Here is a 22,871-nt window from a genome sequence, read left to right as displayed (position 1 = left end):
TGAACCAACGGGACAGAGTTACACGCTCCCAGCGTCGCGCTCCCGACACCGTGACCGCAATGAATTGCGGTCTACGCTGTCTAAATGTAAAAGCGCTGTCGTACACCGGCTTGGCAAACGGGCGACACACTGACCGCAATAAATTGCGGTCTACGCGGTGCCGAAAACGGCTCAAGCCGTAGACCGCCATTTATGGCGGTCACCGCGTGGCACACGTGCGGCAGGAGCGCCCTACTCAAGCCGTAGACCGACATTTATAGCGGTCACCGCGTGGCACACGTGCGGCAGGAGCGCCCTGCTCAAGCCGTAGACCGCCATTTATGGCGGTCAGGGAAGGCTTACGGAAAGTGAGCATGATAGCAGTTCCCACAGCGGTTGAACCAATGGGACAGAGTTACACGCTCCCAGCATCGCGCTCCCGACACCGTGACCGTAATGAATTGCGGTCTACGCTGTCTAAATGTAAAAGCGCTGTCGTACACCGGCTTGGCAAACGGGCGACACACTGACCGCAATAAATTGCGGTCTACGCGGTGCCGAAAACGGCTCAATCCGTAGACCGCCATTTATGGCGGTCAGGAAAGGCTTATGGAAAATTGAGAACTATAGCAGTTCCCACAGCGGTTGAACCAATGGGACAGAGTTACACGCTCCCAGCGTCGCGCTCCCGACACACTGACCGCAATGAATTGCGGTCTACGCTGTCTAAATGTAAAAGCGCTGTCGTACACCGGCTTGGCAAACGGGCGACACACTGACCGCAATACATTGCGGTCTACGCGGTGCCGAAAACGGCTCAAGCCGTAGACCGCCATTTATGGCGGTCACCGCGTGGCACACGTGCGGCAGGAGCGCCCTACTCAAGCCGTAGACCGACATTCATGTCGGTCTCAGCTACGTAGACCGCCATTTATGGCGGTCAGGAAAGGCGTATGGAAAATTGAGAACTATAGCAGTTCCCACAGCGGTTGAACCAACGGGACAGAGTTACACGCTCCCAGCGTCGCGCTCCCGACACACTGACCGCAATCAATTGCGGTCTACGCTGTCTAAATGTAAAAGCGCTGTCGTACACCGGCTTGTCAAACGGGCGACACACTGACCGCAATACATCGCGGTCTACGCGGTGCCGAAAACGGCTCAAGCCGTAGACCGCCATTTATGGCGGTCACCGCGTGGCACACGTGCGGCAGGAGCGCCCTACTCAAGCCGTAGACCGACATTCATGTCGGTCTCAGCTACGTAGACCGCCATTTATGGCGGTCAGGAAAGGCGTATGGAAAATTGAGAACTATAGCAGTTCCCGTAGAAGTTGAACCAATGGGACAGAGTTGAACGCTCCCAGCGTCGCGCTCCTGACACCGCGACCGCAATACATTGCGGTCTACGCTGTCTAAATGTAAAAGCGCTGTCGTACACCGGCTTGGCAAACGGGCGACACACTGACCGCAATACATTGCGGTCTACGCGGTGCCGAAAACGGCTCAAGCCGTAGACCGCCATTTATGGCGGTCACCGCGTGGCACACGTGCGGCAGGAGCGCCCTACTCAAACCGTAGACCGACATTCATGTCGGTCTCAGCTACGTAGACCGCCATTTATGGCGGTCAGGAGAGGCTTATGGAAAATTGAGAACTATAGCAGTTCCCACAGCGGTTGAACCAACGGGACAGAGTTACACGCTCCCAGCGTCGCGCTCCCGACACCGCGACCGCAATGAATTGCGGTCTACGCTGTCTAAATGTAAAAGCGCTGTCGTACACCGGCTTGGCAAACGGGCGACACACTGACCGCAATGAATTGCGGTCTACGCTTTGCCGAAAACGGCTCAAGCCGTAGACCGACATTCATGTCGGTCTCAGCTACACGGGCGACACGGTGACCGCAATAAATTGCGGTCTACGCTTTGCCGAAAACGGCTCAAGCCGTAGACCGCCATAAATGGCGGTCACCGCGTGGCACACGTGCGGCAGGAGCGCCCTGCTCAAGCCGTAGACCGACATTCATGGCGGTCTCAGCTACGTAGACCGCCATTTATGGCGGTCAGGAAAGGCGTATGGAAAATTGAGAACTATAGCAGTTCCCGTAGAAGTTGAACCAATGGGACGGGGTTACACGCTCCCAGCGTCGCACTCCCGACACGGTGACCGCAATACATTGCGGTCTACGCTGTCTAAATGTAAAAGCGCTGTCGTACACCGGCTTGGCAAACGGGCGACACACTGACCGCAATGAATTGCGGTCTACGCTTTGCCGAAAACGGGCGGAATAATTATAATCACTCAAAAAACCATTAGCCCGCACGTGCGGATTCACGTCCGACGACGGACGATTGATGAGAATTGCTACATTTCTTCAAAGACTATAACGCGAGCAGGGGGAGGGCGATGGAGACGGGAGATTCGATCTCTACCGGCGATGTGAAGGGTCAGACGATTGCTAAATGGTAGCAGTGCATAGCAGGGCTAACGTAGCCATACATAGGAGCATAGCTTATGAACACGCAGCCCCCTCACAACCAGCCACGTGGTGACCGTTCGGTGCAGGCTAACGGCAATATCGCACAGAGCCTGCTTATCACCGGCGACCACAACATCGCTGTCTTCCAGACCATCCTGCAACCGCTACCGGTATCGGCGCGTGGCGCAGTGCAACGTTTGCTCACCTACTACACCGATAACGTGTTTGGCGGCCGCGATGCCGAGCTGGCCGCGCTCGATGGTGTATTGCGTGGCGAACAGCTCTACACCCTGCTGGTGGCTCCAACCGGACGAGGTAAAACGGCGCTGCTTGTGCATTGGGTTAACCGTCTCCTTGGGCGAGGCGAATGGCGAGTGATCTTTGTGCCGATCAGCATCCGTTTTGGCACGGCCGACGAACAGATGGCGCTCGAAATGCTGGCGGCCGGTCTGGCTGACCTGCACAACGATACAGCCCAGTTCCAGCGCTCTGACCGTTCACCGTTTAGCCTGCGAGCAATGATCGGCGATTACCTGCATCGCCCGTTGCCGACGGGGGTACGCTGCCTTCTCGTGCTCGATGGGATTGACGAAGCGGTAGGCTGGAAAGTTGGTCCGCTCTGCGTGGTACCGCCCAACAGCCCGCTGAAGATCGTTGCCGCCGCCCGCCAGCGCGCCGACCGTGGGTATGAAGACTGGCGCGAACATTTGGGCTGGCAGCCGCACCGCACCCGCGCTTTCCCCCTTGACAATCTCGACCGCGCCGCGCTGATTGCGCTGCTCAAAGCGCAGGACGAGCGCCTGGCCGCCCTGGCTGACGATCCCGCATTCGTTGCTCAGTTCGAGCGCGTCAGTGAGGGCGACCCACTGACCTGCAACCTGCTGATCAAAGCCCTGCTTGGGAATACTCTGTCTCCGACCGACCTGAGCCGACGTCCGCCCGGTCTGGAAGCCTTCCTCCGCGACTGGGTCGAAACCCTGCGCAGAATGCGCCAGGAGAGTGCTGCAATCCGCGAGCTACTGGCGCTCTGCGCCGTCGCGTATGGACCGCTGACCAGCGACGATCTATCAGCACTGGCGCCGACGGTGTTTAGCGACCAGAGCGCGATTGTTGATGCGGTACGTAGCGATGAGGTTGCCCGCTTCATCATCACCGTCGGCGAGCACAGCTACGTCTTCAGCCACCAACGCCTGCGCGAAGTCTTCCTCGAACAGATTTACCCGCCCACAGAGCGTGAACGGTTGCACCGGCGGATGGTAGACTACGGTAACGCCTGGTGGGCCGACCGTCATCAGCCGCTTTCCGAATACCTGCGCCGCTTCTGGCTGCTGCACTGCGCCGAGGTGGGCGAATGGGAGCGGATCCGTGAGGTGGTCAGTGCGATCGTGCCGACGAGGGACGGGAGTGGCGTTGAACAACCCTGGCAGACGGCGCGCTATGCCGCCGAGGGCAGCAACAGCGGCTATCTGGGCGACCTGGAGCGGCTCTGGACGCGGGCCGAGCAGCAGGGCGATCTGGGGCTGGCGCTGCGCTGCGCGCTGATTGCAGCCAGCCTGCGCAGCCAGAGCGGGAAACTGAGTCCGGAATTGCTGGTTGGGCTGGTGCAGGTCGGCACGCCGGCGGGCACATGGAGCGCAGCCGCGGCGCTGGAGCATATTGCGCTGATGCCTGACAGCGAGCGCCAGGCTAATAGTCTACAGGCGCTGCTGGTGGCGGGTATCGCTTTGCCCTGGGCGCGGGCGCTTGAGGTGGCGCTGGCGATTGCGGATAAGGAGGCGCGGGCCACAGCGCTGGCGGCGCTCGCCCCCCACCTGCCCCCGCACCTGCTCGCCGAGGCCCTCGCCGCCGCTCGGACAATCCGCGATACCGATGACCAGGTCGCAGCGCTGGCCGCGCTCGCCCCCCACCTGCCCGCCGAGCAGCAGCCCGCCGTCTACGCCGAGGCCCTCGCCGCCGCTCGGACAATTGCCGACGAGTACTGGCGATCTCGGGCGCTGGCCGCGCTCGCCCCCCACCTGCCCGCCGAGCAGCAGCCCACCGTCTACGCCGAGGCCCTCGCCGCCGCTCGGACAATTGCCGACGAGTACTGGCGATCTCGGGCGCTGGCCGCGCTCGCCCCCCACCTGCCCACGCACCTGCTCGCCGAGGCCCTCGCCGCCGCTCGGACAATTGCCGACGAGTACCGGCGATCTGAGGCGCTGGCGGCGCTCGCCCCCCACCTGCCCCCACACCTGCTCGCCGACGCCCTCGCCGCCGCACGGGCGATTGAGTGGGATTTTTCTCGCGCCAGAGCGCTGGCCGCGCTCGCCCCCCACCTGCCCACGCACCTGTTCGCCGACGCCCTCGCCGCCGCTCGGACAATTGCCGACGAGTACTGGCGATCTGAGGCGCTGGCGGCGCTCGCCCCCCACCTGGCAGCAACCCCTGCGCTCGATGAACAGTTTGTGCCAACGCTGCGCACCCTTGCGCAACGGGGGCGCCCGGCGTTGCTCGGTGATCTGCGAGCGCTACAGCCGTGGCTGGCGGCGCTGGCTAAGCGGCGACGGCAATCCACAATGTTAGCGGCGCTGGCGACGGCGATCAGCGAGACTGGGCGGTGCTGGCCGTAACGCTCTATACCACTCCTAGTTCAGCGGTTGCACTCAGCGCAGTGACGCCATCCGGCCCCTGCGCCTCTAGCTCAACCCGCCCATCGCCGATCCGCGCGAGCAGGCGGAACGGCGCCAGATCAAATAGCGGGGCCTGGCTGCGAAAGCTGAAACCGGTGATCGGGCGGCTGATGTGGTGGCGGGCCAGCTCCATGAGCAGTACTGCAACCAGCGGGCCATGCACGACCAGGCCAGGGTAGCCCTCTTCCTGTTGGGCATAGGGCCGGTCGTAGTGAATGCGATGGGCGTTGAAGGTGAGGGCCGAAAACCGGAATAATAACCGGGTATCAGGAATGACCGTGCGGCTGATGGCATCGGGAACTGGTGCGAGTTCGCTAACTGTCGGCGCCGGTAGCGGTGGTCCCGGCTCGCGGTAAACGATGTCTTGCTCCTCTTCGATACAGAGGGTATCGTGCTGATAAATCTGGTAGCCAACCGTTACAAAGGCCAAGGGGCCGCTGCGTCCACTCTTCTGGGTAATGTTGCGGATCACTCCCTCGCGGCGCGCCGGCTGGCCAATGAGCAGGGGGTGGTGAAAACGTATGCGGGCGCCGGCAAACATGCGTCGTGGGTAGGGGATCGGTGGAATAAAACCACCGCGCTGGGGGTGACCATCACTGCTAAGCTGGGATTGCGGCGCCCGCGGTAAAAAGTAAAACCAGTGCCAGAGAGGCGGCAGAGGACTGCCGACGGTTGGTGGCCCAGATGGCGGTTCGAGCGTAGCGGCGGCAGCCAGTGCCTGCGCCAGACATATCTCATCTTCTACCAGCTCGGTACGCCCGATCCACGCCATCCAGTCTGCGCTGCTCATGGTCGATTGACCTCCTTTACACCAAATATTGATACGTTTGATCAGTGGAATGAGTATATTATACCATCTGAATACGCTACTTATCGGCAAGGAGAGGCAAGTATTTACTTATATTAACTCACAGTTAACTCTTACAAACCGGTAATTGCATAGATTTTGCTTTTGTGCTATGTTATAAACACGCAGTTTTGATTTCATATCTTGGGCTAAAGACAGGCGGCCATGGCGGCCTTATTGTAGCCAGGGCGGCGTAATGGGCTTTTTGCTGTTTACAATGCTGTGAGGAGAGGGAAAAACGATGCCAAAAGGTTCACGCCTGAACAGATCAGCCGATCAGACCACTGAAACACCAACCGAAGACAGTACCACCCTTACCACACCACAACCCGATTCAGGCGATGCGCAGGCCGCTAGCGATCATCCGTCAGCGGTGCACGATCCGCAACCGCTACCGATACCCGGTCAAGAGCGTTTGCCGCTCAGTGGGATTCGGGTGATCGATGTTGGCAATTTCCTGGCCGGCCCGTATGCGGCATCAATTCTGGCCGAGTTCGGCGCTGAAGTACTCAAGGTTGAACACCCGATTGGTGGCGATCCAATGCGCCGTTTCGGCACCGCCACCGCCCGCCACGATGCTACGCTGGCCTGGCTGAGTGAAGCACGCAATCGGAAGTCGGTGACAATTGATCTGCGGCAGAAAGAAGGCGTCGCGCTCTTTCTCAAACTGGTGGCGAAATCAGACATTCTGATCGAGAACTTTCGCCCCGGTACGATGGAAGAGTGGGGCTTGAGCTGGCCGGTGTTACAGGCGACGAACCCTGGCCTGGTGATGCTCCGTGTGTCGGGGTATGGTCAGACGGGTCCGTACCGCCGTCGCTCAGGCTTCGCGCATATCGCCCATGCCTTTAGCGGTCTCTCGTACCTAGCCGGGTTCCCCGGCGAAACGCCTGTGTTGCCGGGTACCGCCCCGCTGGGTGACTACATCGCCAGTCTGTTTGGCGCGATTGGGATTCTGATTGCCCTCCGTCACCGTGAGAAGACCGGCCGGGGGCAGTTGATCGATGTTGGTATCTACGAGGCGGTGTTCCGCATCCTCGATGAAATTGCCCCAGCGTATGGCCTGTTTGGTAAAATCCGCGAGCGCGAAGGCGCCGGTAGCTTCATCGCCGTTCCCCATGGCCATTTCCGCACCAAAGACGGGAAGTGGGTTGCTATTGCCTGCACGACCGATAAGATGTTTGAACGGCTGGCAGAGGCGATGGAACGACCAGAGCTGGCCGCACCGGAGATGTACGGCGATCAACGGAAGCGCCTGGCCGCCCGTGACATCGTGAACCAGATCACTATCGAATGGGTTGGTTCACTGACCCGTGATGAAGTGATGCGGCGCTGTCTTGAAAAAGAGGTGCCGGTTGGCCCGTTGAACAGTGTTGCCGATATGTTCAACGATGAGCATTTCCAGGCCCGTGGCAACTTTGCCCGTATCGAAGCCGAAGGTATCGGTGAGGTCGTCGTGCCGAATGTGATTCCGACCCTATCCGAGACGCCGGGTCGAATTACCAACCTCGGCCCACCGTTGGGCAATGCCACTTACGAAGTGCTACGTGAGCTGCTCGATATTTCGGCGGAAGAGATCAAGCAATTGCGCAGTCGCAAGATCATTTAACGCGGCGTCGGTAGCTGACCTGGTGGTGGGGAAGGTGCGGAGCCTGGTCACACCTTACAGCGTGCAAAAATTTCTTGCCGAGAGAGGGGCGGGTTCCCAACCGCCCCCGATAAACAGATGAGGTTACCCTGACACTGAGGTGAAACGAATGGCTGAAACGACGACAACATTACCCCTGGCCGGAATCAGGGTTATTGATGCGGCAACGGTGATCGCTGCACCGTTTTGCGCCACACTGCTCGGTGAGTTTGGCGCCGATGTCTTGAAGGTTGAACATCCAATCGGCGGCGACGCCCTGCGTCGCTTCGGTACCCCCACTTCCCGCGGCGATACGTTGACCTGGCTGAGCGAGTCGCGCAACAAGCGCTCGGTGACGCTTAATCTCCAACATCCCGAAGGGGCGCGGGTGTTCAAAGAACTGGTTGCCCAGGCTGATGTGCTCTGTGAAAACTTCCGTCCGGGTACACTTGAAAAGTGGGGCTTGGGCTGGGAAGTCTTGCACAAGATCAATCCGCGGCTGATCATGCTCCGCGTGACCGGCTATGGTCAAACTGGCCCGTACCGTGATCGCCCCGGCTTTGCCCGTATTGCCCACGCCGTCGGTGGTATTGCGTATCTGGCCGGCATGCCCAGAGGCACGCCGGTAACACCGGGTTCAACCACCCTCGCCGACTACATGACCGGCCTTTACGGCTGTATCGGTGTCTTGCTGGCCTTGCGCTACCGTGAACAGACCGGCTGCGGTCAGTATGTTGATGCTGCGCTATACGAGTCGGTCTTCCGCTGTAGTGACGAGCTGGTGCCGGCTTACGGCATGTACCGCAAAGTGCGCGAGCGCCACGGATCGCACTACAATGAGTTCGCCTGTCCGCACGGCCACTTCCAGACGAAAGACGGCAAGTGGGTCGCAATTTCGTGTGCGACCGACAAGCTCTTTGCGCGCCTGGCGAATGCAATGGGGCGCCCGGAACTGGCGTCATCGAGTGTCTACGGCGACCAGAAGGTACGTCTGGCACACGCCAGTGATGTAAACGAGATTGTTCGTGACTGGTGTAGCTCGCTGACTCGCGCTGAAGTGCTTGAGCGATGCTACGCAACGGCCACGCCAGCCGCGCCGCTCAACGACATTGCCGACTTTTTCGGTGATCGCCACGTTCACGCCCGGCGCAATCTGGTTGCGATTGATGCCGAAGATATTGGTGAAACGCTGATCATGCCGAACGTCGTACCGAAGCTCTCTGAGACGCCCGGTAGTATTCGCTCGCTCGGCCCGAAACTCGGCGAACACACGGAAGAGGTGCTCAAGGAATGGCTGGGGATGAGCGAGGCGGAGATCGGTGAGTTGCGGGCGAAGCGGGTTATTTGAGGAAGTGCGCGAACGAGCGACCCAGCCGGGTACACGCGCAGCCGACGTACCCGGCTGCGCACGAATCTACCCTCGTCCTTGCGACTATGTCGCAAAGGTATTCGTATGACGATAACAGCGTGCTGTGATGAGGAAAACCAATGAACGGTATTCTGCACGGTTTGCGGGTCGTTGAAGGTTCGGCCTTCGTCGCGGCCCCGCTCGGCGGCATGACCCTGGCACAACTAGGGGCCGATGTTATTCGCTTCGATCCGATTGGTGGTGGACTGGATTACAAACGATGGCCGGTCACGCTCGACGGTAAACATAGCCTGTTTTGGGCTGGGCTTAATAAAGGCAAACGATCAATCGCAATTGACATCCGCCATCCGCGAGGGCAAGAATTGCTCACGCAGCTTATCTGTGCACCCGGCGAGAATGCCGGTCTGTTCATCACCAACTTTCCGGCCCGTGGCTGGCTCAGCTACGACCATCTCAAACAGCACCGTTCCGATCTCATTATGGTCAACCTGGTTGGGCGACGGGACGGTGGTTCGGAAGTAGATTACACAGTCAATCCGCAGCTCGGCCTGCCCTTCATGACCGGCCCGGTCACTTCACCCGATGTAGTGAATCACGTCTTGCCGGCCTGGGACATTGTGACCGGCCAGATGATCGCGCTCGGGCTGCTGGCTGCCGAACGTCACCGGCGCTTAACCGGTGAGGGGCAACTGGTCAAAATTGCACTCAAAGATGTCGGTCTGGCGATGATCGGTCACCTGGGTATGATCGCCGAGGTCATGATCAACGATACCGACCGTCCCAAGCAGGGGAACTACCTCTACGGTGCATTTGGGCGCGATTTCGAGACCCTCGACGGGAAGCGGGTGATGGTAGTTGGTCTGACTAGTTCGCAATGGAAAGCCCTGGGCAAGGCCACCGGTTTGACGGCCGCGTTTCAGGCGCTGGGCGAACGGCTCGGCCTCAACATGGACGAGGAAGGAGACCGCTTCCGAGCACGGCACGAGATCGCGGCCCTGCTCGAACCCTGGTTCCACGCCCGTACTCTTGCGGAAGTACGCCGCATATTCGAGCAGCATCAAGTGACTTGGGCGCCGTACCGCACGGTACGCGAAGCGATTGCCCAAGACCCCGATTGTTCAACCGACAACCCCATGTTTGCGATGGTTGAACAGCCCGGTATCGGTCGCTATCTGATGCCAGCCTCACCGCTCGATTTCAGTCAGGCGCCACGCCTACCCGCTCAACCTGCGCCACGCCTGGGAGAGCATACTGATGAGATTTTACTAGAGGTGCTCGGCCTGAGTGAAAGCGAAGTAGGCCGGTTGCACGATGAAGGCATCGTGGCCGGGCCAGAGGGACGGTAACTACTACTTCATCTACTAGCGCAACGATAAGATAATACTATGAATGAGGAGGAAATATGCACAAATTACCCCGTAACTTCTACAATCCACTCGCCATCGGTGCCCCGCAACCTATTCGAGAATTGCCGGTACGCCCCGAACGGGTCGTTCATTTCTTTCCGCCCCACGTGGAAAAGATTCGCGCCCGCATCCCCGAAGTCGCCAAACAGGTTGACGTTCTCTGCGGCAATCTTGAAGATGCCATTCCGGTAGACGCTAAAGAAGCAGCCCGTGCCGGTTTCATCGAGGTCGTTCGCAATACCGATTTTGGCGACACCGCGCTCTGGGTACGGGTGAATGCACTCAACAGCCCATGGGTGCTCGACGACATCACCGAAATCGTCGCTGCGGTAGGAAATAAACTCGACGTGATCATGATCCCGAAAGTTGAAGGCCCGTGGGATATTCACTTTGTCGATCAATTTTTGGCCTTACTCGAAGCCAAATACCACATCCAGAAACCGATCCTGATCCATGCTCTGCTCGAAACCGCCCAGGGTATGGTCAATCTGGAGGCGATTGCGGGCGCTAGCCCCCGCATGCACGGTTTCAGCCTCGGCCCGGCCGATCTGGCCGCTTCGCGCGGTATGAAAACCACCCGCGTCGGTGGTGGACACCCATTCTACGGCGTTCTCGCCGACCCCCAAGAAGGCCAGACCGAACGGCCGTTCTACCAGCAAGACCTGTGGCACTACACCATTGCCCGCATGGTTGATGTCGCCGTCTCGCATGGCCTGCGCGCCTTCTACGGCCCGTTTGGTGACATCAAAGACGAAGCAGCCTGCGAAGCCCAGTTCCGCAACGCTTTCCTGCTCGGCTGTACCGGCGCATGGTCACTGGCGCCCAACCAGATTCCGATTGCCAAGCGCGTCTTCAGCCCTGATGTGAATGAAGTATTGTTTGCCAAACGGATTCTCGAAGCGATGCCCGACGGTTCAGGGGTGGCGATGATCGACGGCAAGATGCAAGATGACGCAACCTGGAAGCAAGCCAAAGTCATTGTCGATCTGGCCCGCATGATTGCGAAAAAAGACCCCGAACTGGCGAAGGCATACGGCTTCTAGTGCTGCGCTTGCGCAAAAGGAGATAAGGGATGAGTGTCAAGACCAATCCCGGTAACTTCTTCGAGGATTTTCGCGTCGGGCAAACAATTGTGCATGCGACACCACGTACCGTCACCGAGGGTGATGTGGCACTCTACACATCGCTCTACGGTTCCCGCTTTGCACTGACCTCATCAACCCCGTTTGCCCAGGCGCTTGGCTTAGAGCGAGCACCACTCGACAGTCTGCTCGTTTTCCATATCGTGTTTGGCAAGACTGTCCCCGATATTTCACTCAACGCCATTGCCAATCTCGGCTACGCCGGAGGTCGCTTTGGGGCCATCGTCTATCCCGGCGACACCCTTTCGACCACCTCAACCGTCATTGGTCTCCGCCAAAACAAAGACGGCAAAACCGGCGTGGTGTATGTGCATTCGGTTGGGACTAATCAGCGTGGTGAGATGGTGCTCGAATACACTCGCTGGGTGATGGTACGCAAGCGCGACCTCAACGCACCGGCGCCTGAACCGGTTGTACCGACGCTTCCCGATTCGGTGCCGGTTGATCAATTGGCCGTACCTTACCAGGTATCACCTGCTACGTACAATCTGGATCATGCCGGCAGCACCTACCTGTGGGAAGACTACGAGGTTGGGGAGAAGATCGATCACGTCGATGGCGTGACGATTGAAGAAGCCGAACATATGCAGGCCACCCGGCTCTACCAGAATACAGCGCGGGTTCACTTCAATCTCCACGTTGAACGCGAAGGGCGGTTCGGACGTCGGATCGTTTATGGCGGGCACATCATCAGTCTAGCCCGCTCGCTCTCGTTCAACGGTCTGGCCAACGCGCTGAGTATTGCCGCCATTAACAGCGGTCGCCATACCAACCCCAGTTTCGCCGGTGATACCATCTACGCCTGGTCGGAAATCCTCGCCAAAATGGAAATTCCAGGGCGAACGGATATTGGTGCGCTGCGGATACGCACCGTCGCCACCAAGGATCGCCCGTGTCACGATTTCCCATACCGGGATGCGGACGGCAACTACGATCCGGCAGTCGTGCTCGATTTCGATTATACGGTGCTGATGCCACGACGGGGATGAGTTAGGATGTGGGGTGGATCGGCAGAAATGCTCACGCCGGCGGCACGCGGATTAAGCGTACCTTTTCCTGGGAGCGCGGGCCTCTGGCCCGCATCCGGCGCTAGCAGCCGTGAACCTCACGCTTGTCTTAGGCGGACGCCATTAGGGCGAGGTTGGAACCTGTCCCTCACCTTGCCCCCTTCCACTCCCACACGGTGAGTAGAAGGGGGAATTTGCTCTCGCAGTGATAAAAACTGCTGCTTTCCTGGGAGCGCGGGCCTCTGGCCCGCATCCGGCGCTGGCAGCCGTGAACCTCACGCTTGTCTTAGGCGGACGCCATTAGGGCGAGGTTGGAACCAGTCCCTCACCTTGCCCCCTTCCGCTCCCACACGGTGAGCAGAAGGGGGAATTTGCTCTCGCAGTGATGAAAACTGCTGCTTTCCTGGGAGCGCGGGCCTCTGGCCCGCATCCGGCGCTAGCAGCCGTGAACCCCGCGCTTGGCTTTGGAGAACGCCATTAGGGCGAGGTTGGAACCTGTCCCTCACCTTGCCCCCTTCCGCTCCCACACGGTGAGTAGAAGGGGGAACATGGGGTGTGAGGGTTGGAATCTGATCCTACCGATACGGCGACGAATATCGTCGGTGCACCGGGAGAGAATAAGGGGTAAAATGCAACCCAGGAACTAGGAACCTTATAGGGTGAACAAACCTCTACACTCTCTGTCATTTCGGTAGTCATATGTGGTACTTACGCCCACGATGCAGCGGTGGAGCCGGGGTTATTCAGACGGCAACCGGCCTGCGGCTCATCCGACCACCCGGCCCGGCCGACCGGTATCGGAATGCTCAGCTCGACGATTTCGGGCGACGACCAGGTCCTGCCCGTGCACTATGGCCGCCGTTCACCCTACGCCTTCGTGCTCGCGCATCGCATCCGGTTACACAACTGATCGGCACTGCCGGCTTTGGTCTGTGGAGCTACCCATGGGCCTGGCCGCCCCGCATGCCGCAAGCCATCTGGTTCTTCTTCGGCGCAGCGCCTCACGACATGCCGCTGGCGATGGGCATCCCCGGTCACGGTTGGAAAGCAGCAATCATCGACACCGGCCGCCCGGCAGCCCTTACGTGGCTACCCCTTGCCCCGCTCATCGTACCGCTCCTCAACCTACCCCCGATCTACCGTCGGCTCTGGCCCTCTATCCAACACGCCGCCGGTATCGCCGAAGCAATCGTACCTCAAGACATCGCGCAGTGGCACGACTACGAGATTCGCTGGGGGGTGAGCGAAAGTGAATTACTGGTTGACGGTCAGCCTATTCTGCGTGCTCCATCACCGCGTGGCCCGCTCAGCCTGGTCATCTGGATCGATAACCAGTATGCAATCGTGCGTCCAACCTGCCGCCTCGGCTGGGGAGTACGCGCGTGTACTGAGGCGCAATGGCTTGAGGTAGTATTATGAGTTTGCCTGGGAACGCAGTCATCCGGCCCTCGTCGTGAAGTGTATGAACTGGACTCATAGGTTGGCGCATCAGCACACCATCCTCTTCAGGCACTACACGCCCCTCACGCAGAGGAGGGTAAAACCTGGCCTGCCCAATGCCGTGAATTGCACGAACGATGAGAGAACAAGGGCCTGGACACCGGGCACTGTCACAACCGTTTACCATCCCACTCCCAATGACGCAGCTCATCTAACCAGCGATGGCTGGTCAAATCCATCTGTACGGGTGTCAGGCTTGCATAGCCATCACTGATCGCAGCAATATCGGTACCATCTTCGTAATGATCTTCCGGTTCAGCGCCGTCGATCCAGTAATACGGTCGGCCCCGTGGATCGTAGCGCACGACCAGCGCATCGCGGTAGACCCGACGCCCCAGACGACCAACCTTTATCCCGCGCAACTCGGTTGGGGCGACGGGCGGAATGTTCAGATTCAACAGAATCTCTGCCGGCAGGCCACGCTCACGGATCAGCGTTACCAGATGTCGCACTGCCATTTGCGCCGCCCCGAAATCCCACTTTCCATCTTTAGGGCGCACCTGTGATACGGCCAGTCCCGGAATCCCGAAGACAAGCGCTTCCATTGCCGCCGCCACTGTCCCCGAATAGAGCAGATCGGTACCCAAGTTTGCCCCCAGATTGATTCCCGACACGACCAGATCGGGCTTTCGGTCGAGAAGCCCCATCACGGCCAGGGCCACACAATCGGCCGGTGTACCATCACAAATCAGCGCTGGTAAACCATCACTTAAAGTACCTTCCCAGGCCCGTAAAGGATCGAATAGCTTCCGGTAATGACCGGCAGCGCTCCAGTTACGATCAGGGGCAACCACCACCACTTCACCAATCTCGCTGAGCACTGCCCGCAGTGCCACCAAGCCCGGACTCTGGTAGCCATCGTCATTCGTGACCAAAATATACATATTACTCCTTCGGCAACTCAATATCGGTCAGACGCACCGTTTTACGGCCCTGAAACTTGATCGTCTTCTGCCCTTCGCTCGACATTTGACCCTGTTGTTCAAGGTTGGCAATCTCTTGCTGCATCGTGGCAGCCAGTTCCACTTCACCCTGATTGAGCAAGCGGGTCACTGCACTCTTCAATTTCTGGGTCGCCCCACTGACATCGCCGGCAGCCAGGTCTTGCAAAGCACGGGTTTGCAACTTAAACGCACTGACCTTCTCAACGATGTTCATCACGTTGGGGGTAACCTGTTGCAACTGCGTCGGATCGGCGGTGAAGGTAAGCATAATGTCAATTTTGGTCTTTTCCCCGACCAGACGGAGCGGCGGCACATCGTAGCTGATCTCTGCCTGACCAATACGATATGTGCCGATTGGACGCGGATCAACGATCAGTTCGATAAGCAGAGCACGCACCTGCCCGCTCTCCAGTTCGCCGAGATTGACACTGACGGCACGATTATCCAGAGGCTGATAACCGAGATTATCGATGAGTGGCGTGACCTGCCAGACGGCTCGCGGCGTTACCCCCTGTACCAGGCGTAGCGTGAGCACACTGTTCTGAATCGTCGTCTGCTGGGCACGCTGCACAGTATGCTGAAAATAGTTCACAATTGAGGAAGGTTGAGCGATATAATCGGCTACACCCCGCGAACGATTCGCCATCTCGATCAGCAAGTCTTCATTCCAATCTTTGCCGATACCCAGCGCGGTGATGGGGATGCCCAGCCGACCTGCATCTTCGGCGCGTAACAGACATTCCTTCTCGTGCTCGGTCTGACCATCGGTCAGCAGAATCAGACGGCGGACACCATGCGGTACTTTCTGCAACTCTTGCAATCCCTTTTCAAGTGCGGGGGCAATACGTGTTCCACCGGCATCACGGATGCGATGCACCAGATCGAGAATGGTCGTCCGATTACGTACCGGTTGGGCCGGAACCAACACTTCGGTTCGATGATCGAAAATGACGATCGACAGCGTATCCTGCTCGTCAAGCTGCTCGATTGCGCGTATCACCGCCTGACGAAGACGCTCGATCTTCTCACCTTTCATCGAACCGCTACGGTCGAGCACAAAACAGACATTCACCGGCATTCGTACCTGCACCAACTGTGCTGCCGGTTGCGCTTCTAGTAACACGTATGCGACCTGGGGTGTAGTCGTAGCAGCGAGAAAGGGGCGCGCTAGGGCTGCCTGTAGCGTAACTTCTCCAGCCATAATCAACTCCTCAGCTTAACGCGATCGCGATACAGCGGTAATCTTCGACGTATGCGACGATGCGCCGCTGGCAACGGTTGCAACTGAGTACATTGTAGCGCACAACGTGCAAATGAGCTATGGCTGTGTGTGTCTGATCGTTCGCTACACCCCTGCTTGAGCGATGAAAAATGACGAGGGACGGTATACCATCCCCCTTCTGCTTACACGTATCGCGAGCCGTTTAACGCCAGAAACGAAACCCTTGCCCATCGAACAAATGACTGAGCAGCAGACGGTCGATCAACGGATCACGTTGCAGCAGTAATTCAACCTCAGATCGACAATATGGGCACGATGTCAGATGATGAGCAATAGCATCCTGTTGCGAAGGAGCAAGCAAACCCTGACAATAGTCAATCAACTGATCGGTCGTCGGACAAAGCGCGCGGTACAGTCTACGCCGCAGCGCACGTTGTATACTCCGCAGCGTCATCAGGCGCTGAGCACAAAGATCACAATGATGAAGATGTTGAGCAATCTCCTCATCGAGTTCACCATCTACCGCAGCTATCAACTCAAGACCAGAAAGATGGTTTGCGCCGTCCTTGAACTGTTTTTCCTCCATAATCGGCGCGCCTCCACAATCATACGCGGATCAATTGGTAACTAGGCTCTCCTATTTGAAAGAAACGTAAACGGGGACGTTTTTCACGTCCCCGGAGCTACTATTTCGTCAAGTCGTTTACGCCTGTCGAACCAAGTCTTGGAGATGGTGATTGCGACTAAGTCGATTCAAAACATTTCGTTTAACATTGTAGACATCGTACACACTGTCAAAGAGCATACGATAGCGTTCAAAGATTGCTCGTGGTGTAAGACCTAACACAAACGAACCGTAGACCACCACCCGTTCGCTCTCGGAGTGCAACTGGCTATCGATATACCGCCAGAACTCCTGTCGGTCAACCCGTTGCATGGCCTCCTCATCGGGGGCCGTCTTTGCGATCTGTTGTGTATTAATCTTCTCTTCGGGCATCATTTCCGCCCACGACTGAGCACGAACCGAATCAATAACAACACTTGAAGCACAGAGCTGCAAATACTGCAACAACGAAGCCAGATTTGGAAAGGCAGCAAACCGCTCTGGTGTCACCGCTCGCCAAAACTTCACGAAAGCGCCGATCACAAAATACTCGCTGCTTTCACCGCTATTAACAAATGCACTGCACCGCCGAATCCACCCTTCTACCAGAGGGCTATAATGCTGAAAGAGATAATTCCAGGCTATCTCATCACGTTCCACTAAAGCACGACGAAACAGCTCGTAGCTATACCGCGAGTCGTGAGATTGCCCGCGGTAGAACCGGTCACTTTCGATTGCACAGCGTTGGGCCAGCTCTGTCACATCCATGGCCTTGATGTCGTGTTCGCTGCCAAGCGCCGTCTCGATAAGCGGATGAACGGCTGCAGAAAACTCTGCCGATTGGCGAGCGGTTGTCATGGTCGATGTAATCATAACGTTCCTCGCTTCATCTTGATGATCAGGTGCGCTGTCGATACCGTTCCCCGTGCCGGGGAAGAGTGATACGCAGCCGACCAATCGCTCAGATACATCTTCTGCGCTGCATTGTAGAAAGTTATGGAGCCGGCGAGAAGAGTCTTAGATGAGCAAGAGATGACAAATAGGGGCTTTATCGATGGTCGCTCTGGTAAAGAAAACAACCGTATGGAGACCCATCTATCGTTGTTTTAGGATGGAGAATAAAACACAATACCGGGAGAGCAATGCAGGCAGACGCCACAATGGAACTTCTGGAGGGGTGAAGTAGTGCTTCACCCCTCCAGAACCCTGTTACCCAAAAATCTGTTGCCTTTACTGACGCAGACGGGCCGCTGCCTGTTCCGGTGTCAGATCGCGCTGCGGCTGGCCTAACATTTCGTAGCCAACCATAAATTTACGCACCGTCGCCGAACGCAACAAAGGTGGGTAAAAATGGGCATGCAGATGCCAGCCTGGATGGGGTAAGCCGTCGGTCGGGCGCTGGTGAAAACCCATACTGTAGGGAAAGGGAACGTTAAACAGCCGATCATAACGACCGGTCAGCTCGCGCAGGATGTCGGCTAGCCCATCACGACCCTGATCGTCCAAATCACCGATGGCCCCGGCGTGAACCCGTGGTAGCACCAGTGTCTCAAATGGCCAGATTGCCCAGAAGGGAACCAGTGCTACCCACGTCTCATTTGCACATACAATCCGCTCACCCAGCGTCAGCTCCAGCTTCAGATAATCACAGAGCATGCACCGCTGATGCTCCTGCCAGTATCCAGTTTGGGTTGACAGCTCTTTACGCATCTCGTTGGGCAACTGTTCGTTGGCCCAGATTTGACCGTGCGGGTGAGGGTTAGAAGCGCCCATCATTGCCCCGCGATTCTCGAAAATGAGCACCGACTGCACCCAATCAATAGCGGCCAGTTCATTGTACTGCTCGACCCAGATTTCAACCACGCGCCGCACCTCAGTCTGTGTCATCTGCGCCAGTGTCAGATCGTGACGCGGCGAAAAACAGACGACCTGACAGATGCCACGCTCAGCTTCAGCGTGGAGTAGCACCGGCCCGGTTTCGTTGACGGATGGAACCCGAATACTGACCCGATCTAACGGAATATCAGGCAGCAGTGCGGCAAAATCGTTCTCGAATACAAAGGTTTCAGTATACAACGGATTTTGAACACCGTTGGCCCGTACATTTCCCGGACACAGATAACAATGTGGGTCATACGTCGGTAACTCGGTAGGTGGCAGTTGCTCAACCTGCCCTAACCACGGACGTTGGGTACGATGCGGCGAAACCAACACCCACTCGCCAGTCAGCCGGTTTAAACGGCGGTGGGGTCGGCTGAAAAGTTCGTGGTGTTCCATGCGTACATCTCGCTTCCCTTAGCGCCCGGCCAGGCCAGAGGTTGCAATTCCTTCAATAAAATAGCGCTGGGCAAAGAGGAAGACAATCAGCGTTGGCAGCACGGCCAGGGTCGAACCGGCCATAATCAGATCAACGCGCGCAGCGTAGAGTGCCTGAAGATCAACCAGGCCCTGCGTCACCACTTTTCGCGCTGGGCTACTAATAATGATCAGCGGCCAGAGAAAGCTATTCCAGGCATAGAGAAAGGCAAATGTTGCCAGCGTCGCAATAGCAGGCCGAGCCAGCGGTAAAAAGATACGAAACAGAATGCCCCAATGCGACGCTCCATCAATCAATGCGGCATCTTCTAAATCTCTTGGTACGCTCATAAAGAACTGTCGCAGTAGGAACGTACCGTAGGCCGTAAACAACCAAGGAATGATAAGTGCTTCCAGGCGATCAACCCATCCGAATACTAGCATCAGACGGTACATCGGTACGATCAGCACTGCAAACGGTACCATCAGTGTTGCCAGATACGCCCCGAACAGCCATTCACGACCGGGGAACTCTAGCCGGGCAAAGGCATAACCGGCCAAAACTGATGTCAAGACCCACCCCAACACGACCAGGACGGTAACAATGATGGTGTTGATCAACTGGGTGCCCAACGGCACAATACTCAACACTTCCAGATAATTCGACCAGCGCACCTCGCTCGGCCACAGCGTCGGTGGCACCTGCACAACCTCAGCCGAAGGCTTGAGCGATGACAGGAACATATAAATGAACGGAAAGACCATGATGAAGCCAGTAATACTCAGCACTAAATAGGCTAGCAATCGCTCCCACGGTCGGCGCAAGATTGTACTCGCCATGCTCTGCCTCGCTTATTCGTAGTGAACCCATCGCCGCGACAGCCGGAACTGAATTAGGGTCAACAGCAAAATAATCACGAACAACAACCAGGCCAGTGCCGAAGCGTACCCCATGCGGCCACCGATAAATGCCTCTCGCCAGAGTAATGGCACAATCGTCAACATCGAATCCGCCGGGCCAATGGTATTTGAACGGGTCAAGCCAAGGGCGACCGGTACATCGAATACCTGCAAACAATTGATCAGCGTTGTTACCAGTACAAAGAATGTGGTCGGCGAGAGCATCGGTACGGTAATAAAGAGAAACTGTTGCCAGCGGCTGGCGCCATCAAGACTGGCTGCTTCGTAGAGTTGCGGCGGCACACCCTGCAACCCGGCCAGAAAAATGACCATATTGTAGCCGATGGTCTTCCACGAAAAGACCAAGATCACGCTGATCAAGCCCCATTCCGGGCTGGTTAACCACGGGATCGGTTCCAAACCGAACAGCCGAATTACATAATTCACAAAGCCGAAATCAATGTTGAGCAGATAGCGCCAGAGCAGAGTAACCCCAACGACCGAAGCAACCACCGGAATGAAGAACACCGCACGAAAGAAGGTACGACCGACAATTCTTTCATTGAGGATGACAGCCAGTATCAGGGCCGGTACCGTCGAGACAACCAACGTCACCACGGAAAACGCCGCGGTATTCCACATGGCCCGGTAAAAGGTCGGATCGGAAAGGGCGCGCTGGTAGTTGTTGAACCCGATAAGGTTCGGTTCACCAAAGAGACGTGCATCGGTAAAACTCAAATAGAAAGAGATCGTGAGTGGCACAAGAAAAAAGATCAGCACACCTAGAATCGTCGGCAGCAACATACCGAACGCATCAATCCACAACCGCACACGTCGGCTGAGATGGCGACGTGCGGGAGTTGCAGACAGTGCTGCCGGCGCCTGTTTGGTCATGGATCACCTCCGGGGAATAGAGCAATAGACCCAATGCAGGAGAGGGTACCGATTCACGCATCGATGATCTGATGATCTGGCGAGCGATGCACGCCCACCGCTCGCCGCAGTGCGATGATCTATTTGAACGTACTGGCCGCCCGCTCGCAGGCCTGCTGACCAAATTGCTCAGGCGTGATCTGGCCTGCAATCATCTGATCCCAAAGGCTCTGAACAATACCACTGAAATCGGCCCAACTACCGTCCCAGACAGGCGCCTCGAGGGCAGCGTAGGAAATGCCATCGAGGAACGCCTGGTTGTTGGCCGGTGGCGTCGAAGCGAGGAAGGCATCAACAGCAGCCTTATCGCTGCGCGGCGGGATATTTGTACCTAGCGCAGCAACCTTCGCCGTTGCCTCGGCACTGGTTAGAACCTTCAGCACCTCCCAGGCGGCCTGCGTATTCGCCGTCTTCGCATTGACCAGGTACGGCCCCCAGAAGAGCCAGGTGCTCTTGACCTTACCCTCAGGCATCACTGCCACGTCCCAGTTGAACTTAGCATTGGTGCGCACGCCAGGGGTAAACCAGCGACCGTTGAAGTACATCGCGACCTTCCCGGCATTGAACAGTGCCTCACCATCAGCATCACCGGCGGGCAACAACTTCTCGTCGTACAGGAGACGAACCATCTTAGCGCCCTCGATAGATTCTGGTGTATTCAAAGCACAGCCACGTCGGTCGGGCGTAAACGGACTCCCACCGGCTGCATTGATGAAATAACCCCACGCCGGTCCCCACCAGTTGCCAAAGCCGAGACCATACTGCTGATTGGCCGGATCGGTGAGCTTTCGTGCTGCCTCGAGCATGGTGTTCCAATTCCAGTTGCCTTCGGCTGCCAGCTCTTTTGGTGTCTTCAGACCTGCCGCCTTAAACAAGTCTTCGTTGTAATAGACAACCATCGTCGAGATGTCACGTGGCAAGCCGTAAATCTTGCCATCGCGGGTCAGTTGCTCGATGACGTTTGGATAGAAGTTGCTCAACTGGAAACTGCTATCGGCATCGATCAGTGGTTTGAGATCGAGTATCTGACCGGTATTAACAAAATCTGCTAGCTCAACACCACCAATCCAAAAGATGTCAGGTGCATTACCGGCAGCCAGCTCGGTCTTCAACTTCTCGAAGTAACCCTGATTAGGCGCCGGATCATAGACCGCCGTAATCCCCTTGTCCTTGAGTTTCTCGTTCACCAGAGCATTTAACTCTTCATAGACGCGCTGTTCAGCAGCATCACCAGGGCGAGTACGCCAGCGAATGGTCACCGTTTGTTGCTGACCACCGGTACTGCCACTGCTGCCGCCAGTGCCACCGGTTGTTGGCTGACCGCCGCCACATGCGGCTAGTAATGTGGCTAACAAAGCCATCAGCGCAATCCACGACAGGGTGTGTTTCCGTAGCATCGTTGCTGTTCCTTTCTCAGCAAATAACCCCCAACCATCTACCACACGTGCCCGACCACTGCTCGCTGTCATAGACAGACGTGGCGTGCCATCCCTATACGCAACGTCGCACGTGGCAGACCGACATGTGGTAGGCGACATTATATTGTTGTTACGCGAACTATGCAAGTTCATAGTGCCAGCGTCGTTCCGCGAGCCGCTAAAGTTGGAGACGACAGACTTGCGGGCCGTACCTGTCGTGAGCGGATGTCTGATAAATTTTATGTCAAGTACAATCTTCGCTGACCGAACAATCCACCAGCGGAGTGCCACCGACGAACATCCCGCACCTGGTGCCAATGACTCCCAACCCGTGCGATCCCCTGGGTGCGCGGGCCAGAGACCTGCGTCGTGCGCTGCGAGGCTTATGCCCCATCCTCCCATCCAGGCTCCTCCGCGAGTGAAAGTTGGTGGGAAGTGACCCTTCTGGTCGTTGCCATGCCATCCCAACTCGCTTCACGCTCCTCATTACGCCCTCTGTGGGAGCAAGGTGAGGTATGTCAGGTGTGC

General features: G+C 57.4%; 16 protein-coding genes. 7 read left to right on the top strand and 9 right to left on the bottom strand.

The genetic code is table 11. From position 1 onward, the window contains the following. Positions 1–2,495 precede the first annotated feature (2,495 nt). Positions 2,496–5,069, top strand: coding sequence for a hypothetical protein (locus QTO31_RS08600; RefSeq protein WP_301428771.1), 2,574 nt, complete (start codon positions 2,496–2,498; stop codon positions 5,067–5,069). A 4-nt stretch (positions 5,070–5,073) separates the two neighbouring features. Here the strand turns inward: QTO31_RS08600 and QTO31_RS08595 are convergent, their stop codons facing one another. Further along, entirely contained in the window at positions 5,074–5,919 is an 846-nt protein-coding gene (locus tag QTO31_RS08595) for an acyl-CoA dehydrogenase (protein ID WP_301428770.1), read from the bottom strand. Between the two features lie 298 nt (positions 5,920–6,217). Here QTO31_RS08595 and QTO31_RS08590 point away from each other — a divergent pair, with 298 nt between their 5' ends. The 6 genes from QTO31_RS08590 (at position 6,218) to QTO31_RS08565 (ending at position 13,946) form a co-directional block, all read left to right on the top strand. Beyond that, a complete protein-coding gene (locus tag QTO31_RS08590; protein WP_301428769.1) occupies positions 6,218–7,585 on the top strand; it encodes a CaiB/BaiF CoA transferase family protein in 1,368 nt (455 codons plus the stop codon). A gap of 148 nt (positions 7,586–7,733) precedes the next feature. Further along, the gene (locus QTO31_RS08585) at positions 7,734–8,951 is read left to right on the top strand and encodes a CaiB/BaiF CoA transferase family protein (protein WP_301428768.1); all 1,218 of its coding nucleotides are present in this window, start codon (positions 7,734–7,736) and stop codon (positions 8,949–8,951) included. A 140-nt stretch (positions 8,952–9,091) separates the two neighbouring features. Further along, positions 9,092–10,318 carry a 2-methylfumaryl-CoA isomerase gene (locus QTO31_RS08580; protein ID WP_301428767.1) on the top strand — a complete coding sequence of 409 codons (1,227 nt, stop codon included), beginning with the start codon at positions 9,092–9,094 and terminating at the stop codon, positions 10,316–10,318. 56 nt (positions 10,319–10,374) lie between these two features. After that, complete coding sequence (locus tag QTO31_RS08575; RefSeq protein ID WP_031461162.1) at positions 10,375–11,421, top strand: HpcH/HpaI aldolase/citrate lyase family protein; 1,047 nt, start codon at positions 10,375–10,377, stop codon at positions 11,419–11,421. A gap of 29 nt (positions 11,422–11,450) precedes the next feature. Further along, a complete protein-coding gene (locus QTO31_RS08570) occupies positions 11,451–12,509 on the top strand; it encodes a MaoC family dehydratase (RefSeq protein ID WP_301428766.1) in 1,059 nt (352 codons plus the stop codon). A 717-nt stretch (positions 12,510–13,226) separates the two neighbouring features. After that, entirely contained in the window at positions 13,227–13,946 is a 720-nt protein-coding gene (locus QTO31_RS08565; protein ID WP_301428765.1) for a hypothetical protein, read from the top strand. Between the two features lie 191 nt (positions 13,947–14,137). On the opposite strand, the gene surE is transcribed toward QTO31_RS08565, so the two are convergent. The 8 genes from surE to QTO31_RS08525 all read right to left on the bottom strand — a co-directional run bounded on the left by surE (position 14,138) and on the right by QTO31_RS08525 (position 22,322). Continuing rightward, positions 14,138–14,911: a 5'/3'-nucleotidase SurE gene (gene surE, locus QTO31_RS08560; RefSeq protein WP_301428764.1), complete on the bottom strand. Its 774-nt coding sequence runs from the start codon at positions 14,909–14,911 to the stop codon at positions 14,138–14,140. A 1-nt stretch (position 14,912) separates the two neighbouring features. Further along, a complete protein-coding gene (locus QTO31_RS08555) occupies positions 14,913–16,172 on the bottom strand; it encodes a vWA domain-containing protein (protein ID WP_301428763.1) in 1,260 nt (419 codons plus the stop codon). A 223-nt stretch (positions 16,173–16,395) separates the two neighbouring features. Then, a complete protein-coding gene (locus QTO31_RS08550; protein ID WP_301428762.1) occupies positions 16,396–16,779 on the bottom strand; it encodes a hypothetical protein in 384 nt (127 codons plus the stop codon). A 117-nt stretch (positions 16,780–16,896) separates the two neighbouring features. Then, positions 16,897–17,670 (bottom strand): RNA polymerase sigma factor, encoded by a 774-nt coding sequence (locus tag QTO31_RS08545; protein ID WP_031461003.1) that lies wholly within the window; start codon positions 17,668–17,670, stop codon positions 16,897–16,899. A gap of 357 nt (positions 17,671–18,027) precedes the next feature. Then, complete coding sequence (locus tag QTO31_RS08540; RefSeq protein WP_301428761.1) at positions 18,028–19,074, bottom strand: UDP-glucose--hexose-1-phosphate uridylyltransferase; 1,047 nt, start codon at positions 19,072–19,074, stop codon at positions 18,028–18,030. A gap of 18 nt (positions 19,075–19,092) precedes the next feature. Next, positions 19,093–19,932 carry a carbohydrate ABC transporter permease gene (locus tag QTO31_RS08535; protein WP_301428760.1) on the bottom strand — a complete coding sequence of 280 codons (840 nt, stop codon included), beginning with the start codon at positions 19,930–19,932 and terminating at the stop codon, positions 19,093–19,095. A gap of 12 nt (positions 19,933–19,944) precedes the next feature. After that, complete coding sequence (locus tag QTO31_RS08530; RefSeq protein WP_301428759.1) at positions 19,945–20,886, bottom strand: carbohydrate ABC transporter permease; 942 nt, start codon at positions 20,884–20,886, stop codon at positions 19,945–19,947. Positions 20,887–21,005: 119 nt separating this feature from the next. Next, positions 21,006–22,322: an ABC transporter substrate-binding protein gene (locus QTO31_RS08525; RefSeq protein ID WP_301428758.1), complete on the bottom strand. Its 1,317-nt coding sequence runs from the start codon at positions 22,320–22,322 to the stop codon at positions 21,006–21,008. Between the last annotated feature and the right edge of the window lie 549 nt (positions 22,323–22,871).

The organism is Chloroflexus sp. MS-CIW-1, assembly GCF_030444705.1.
Taxonomy (GTDB): domain Bacteria; phylum Chloroflexota; class Chloroflexia; order Chloroflexales; family Chloroflexaceae; genus Chloroflexus.
Note: the sequence above shows the minus strand (reverse complement) of the source record. Positions and strands in the feature narration are given on the sequence as shown.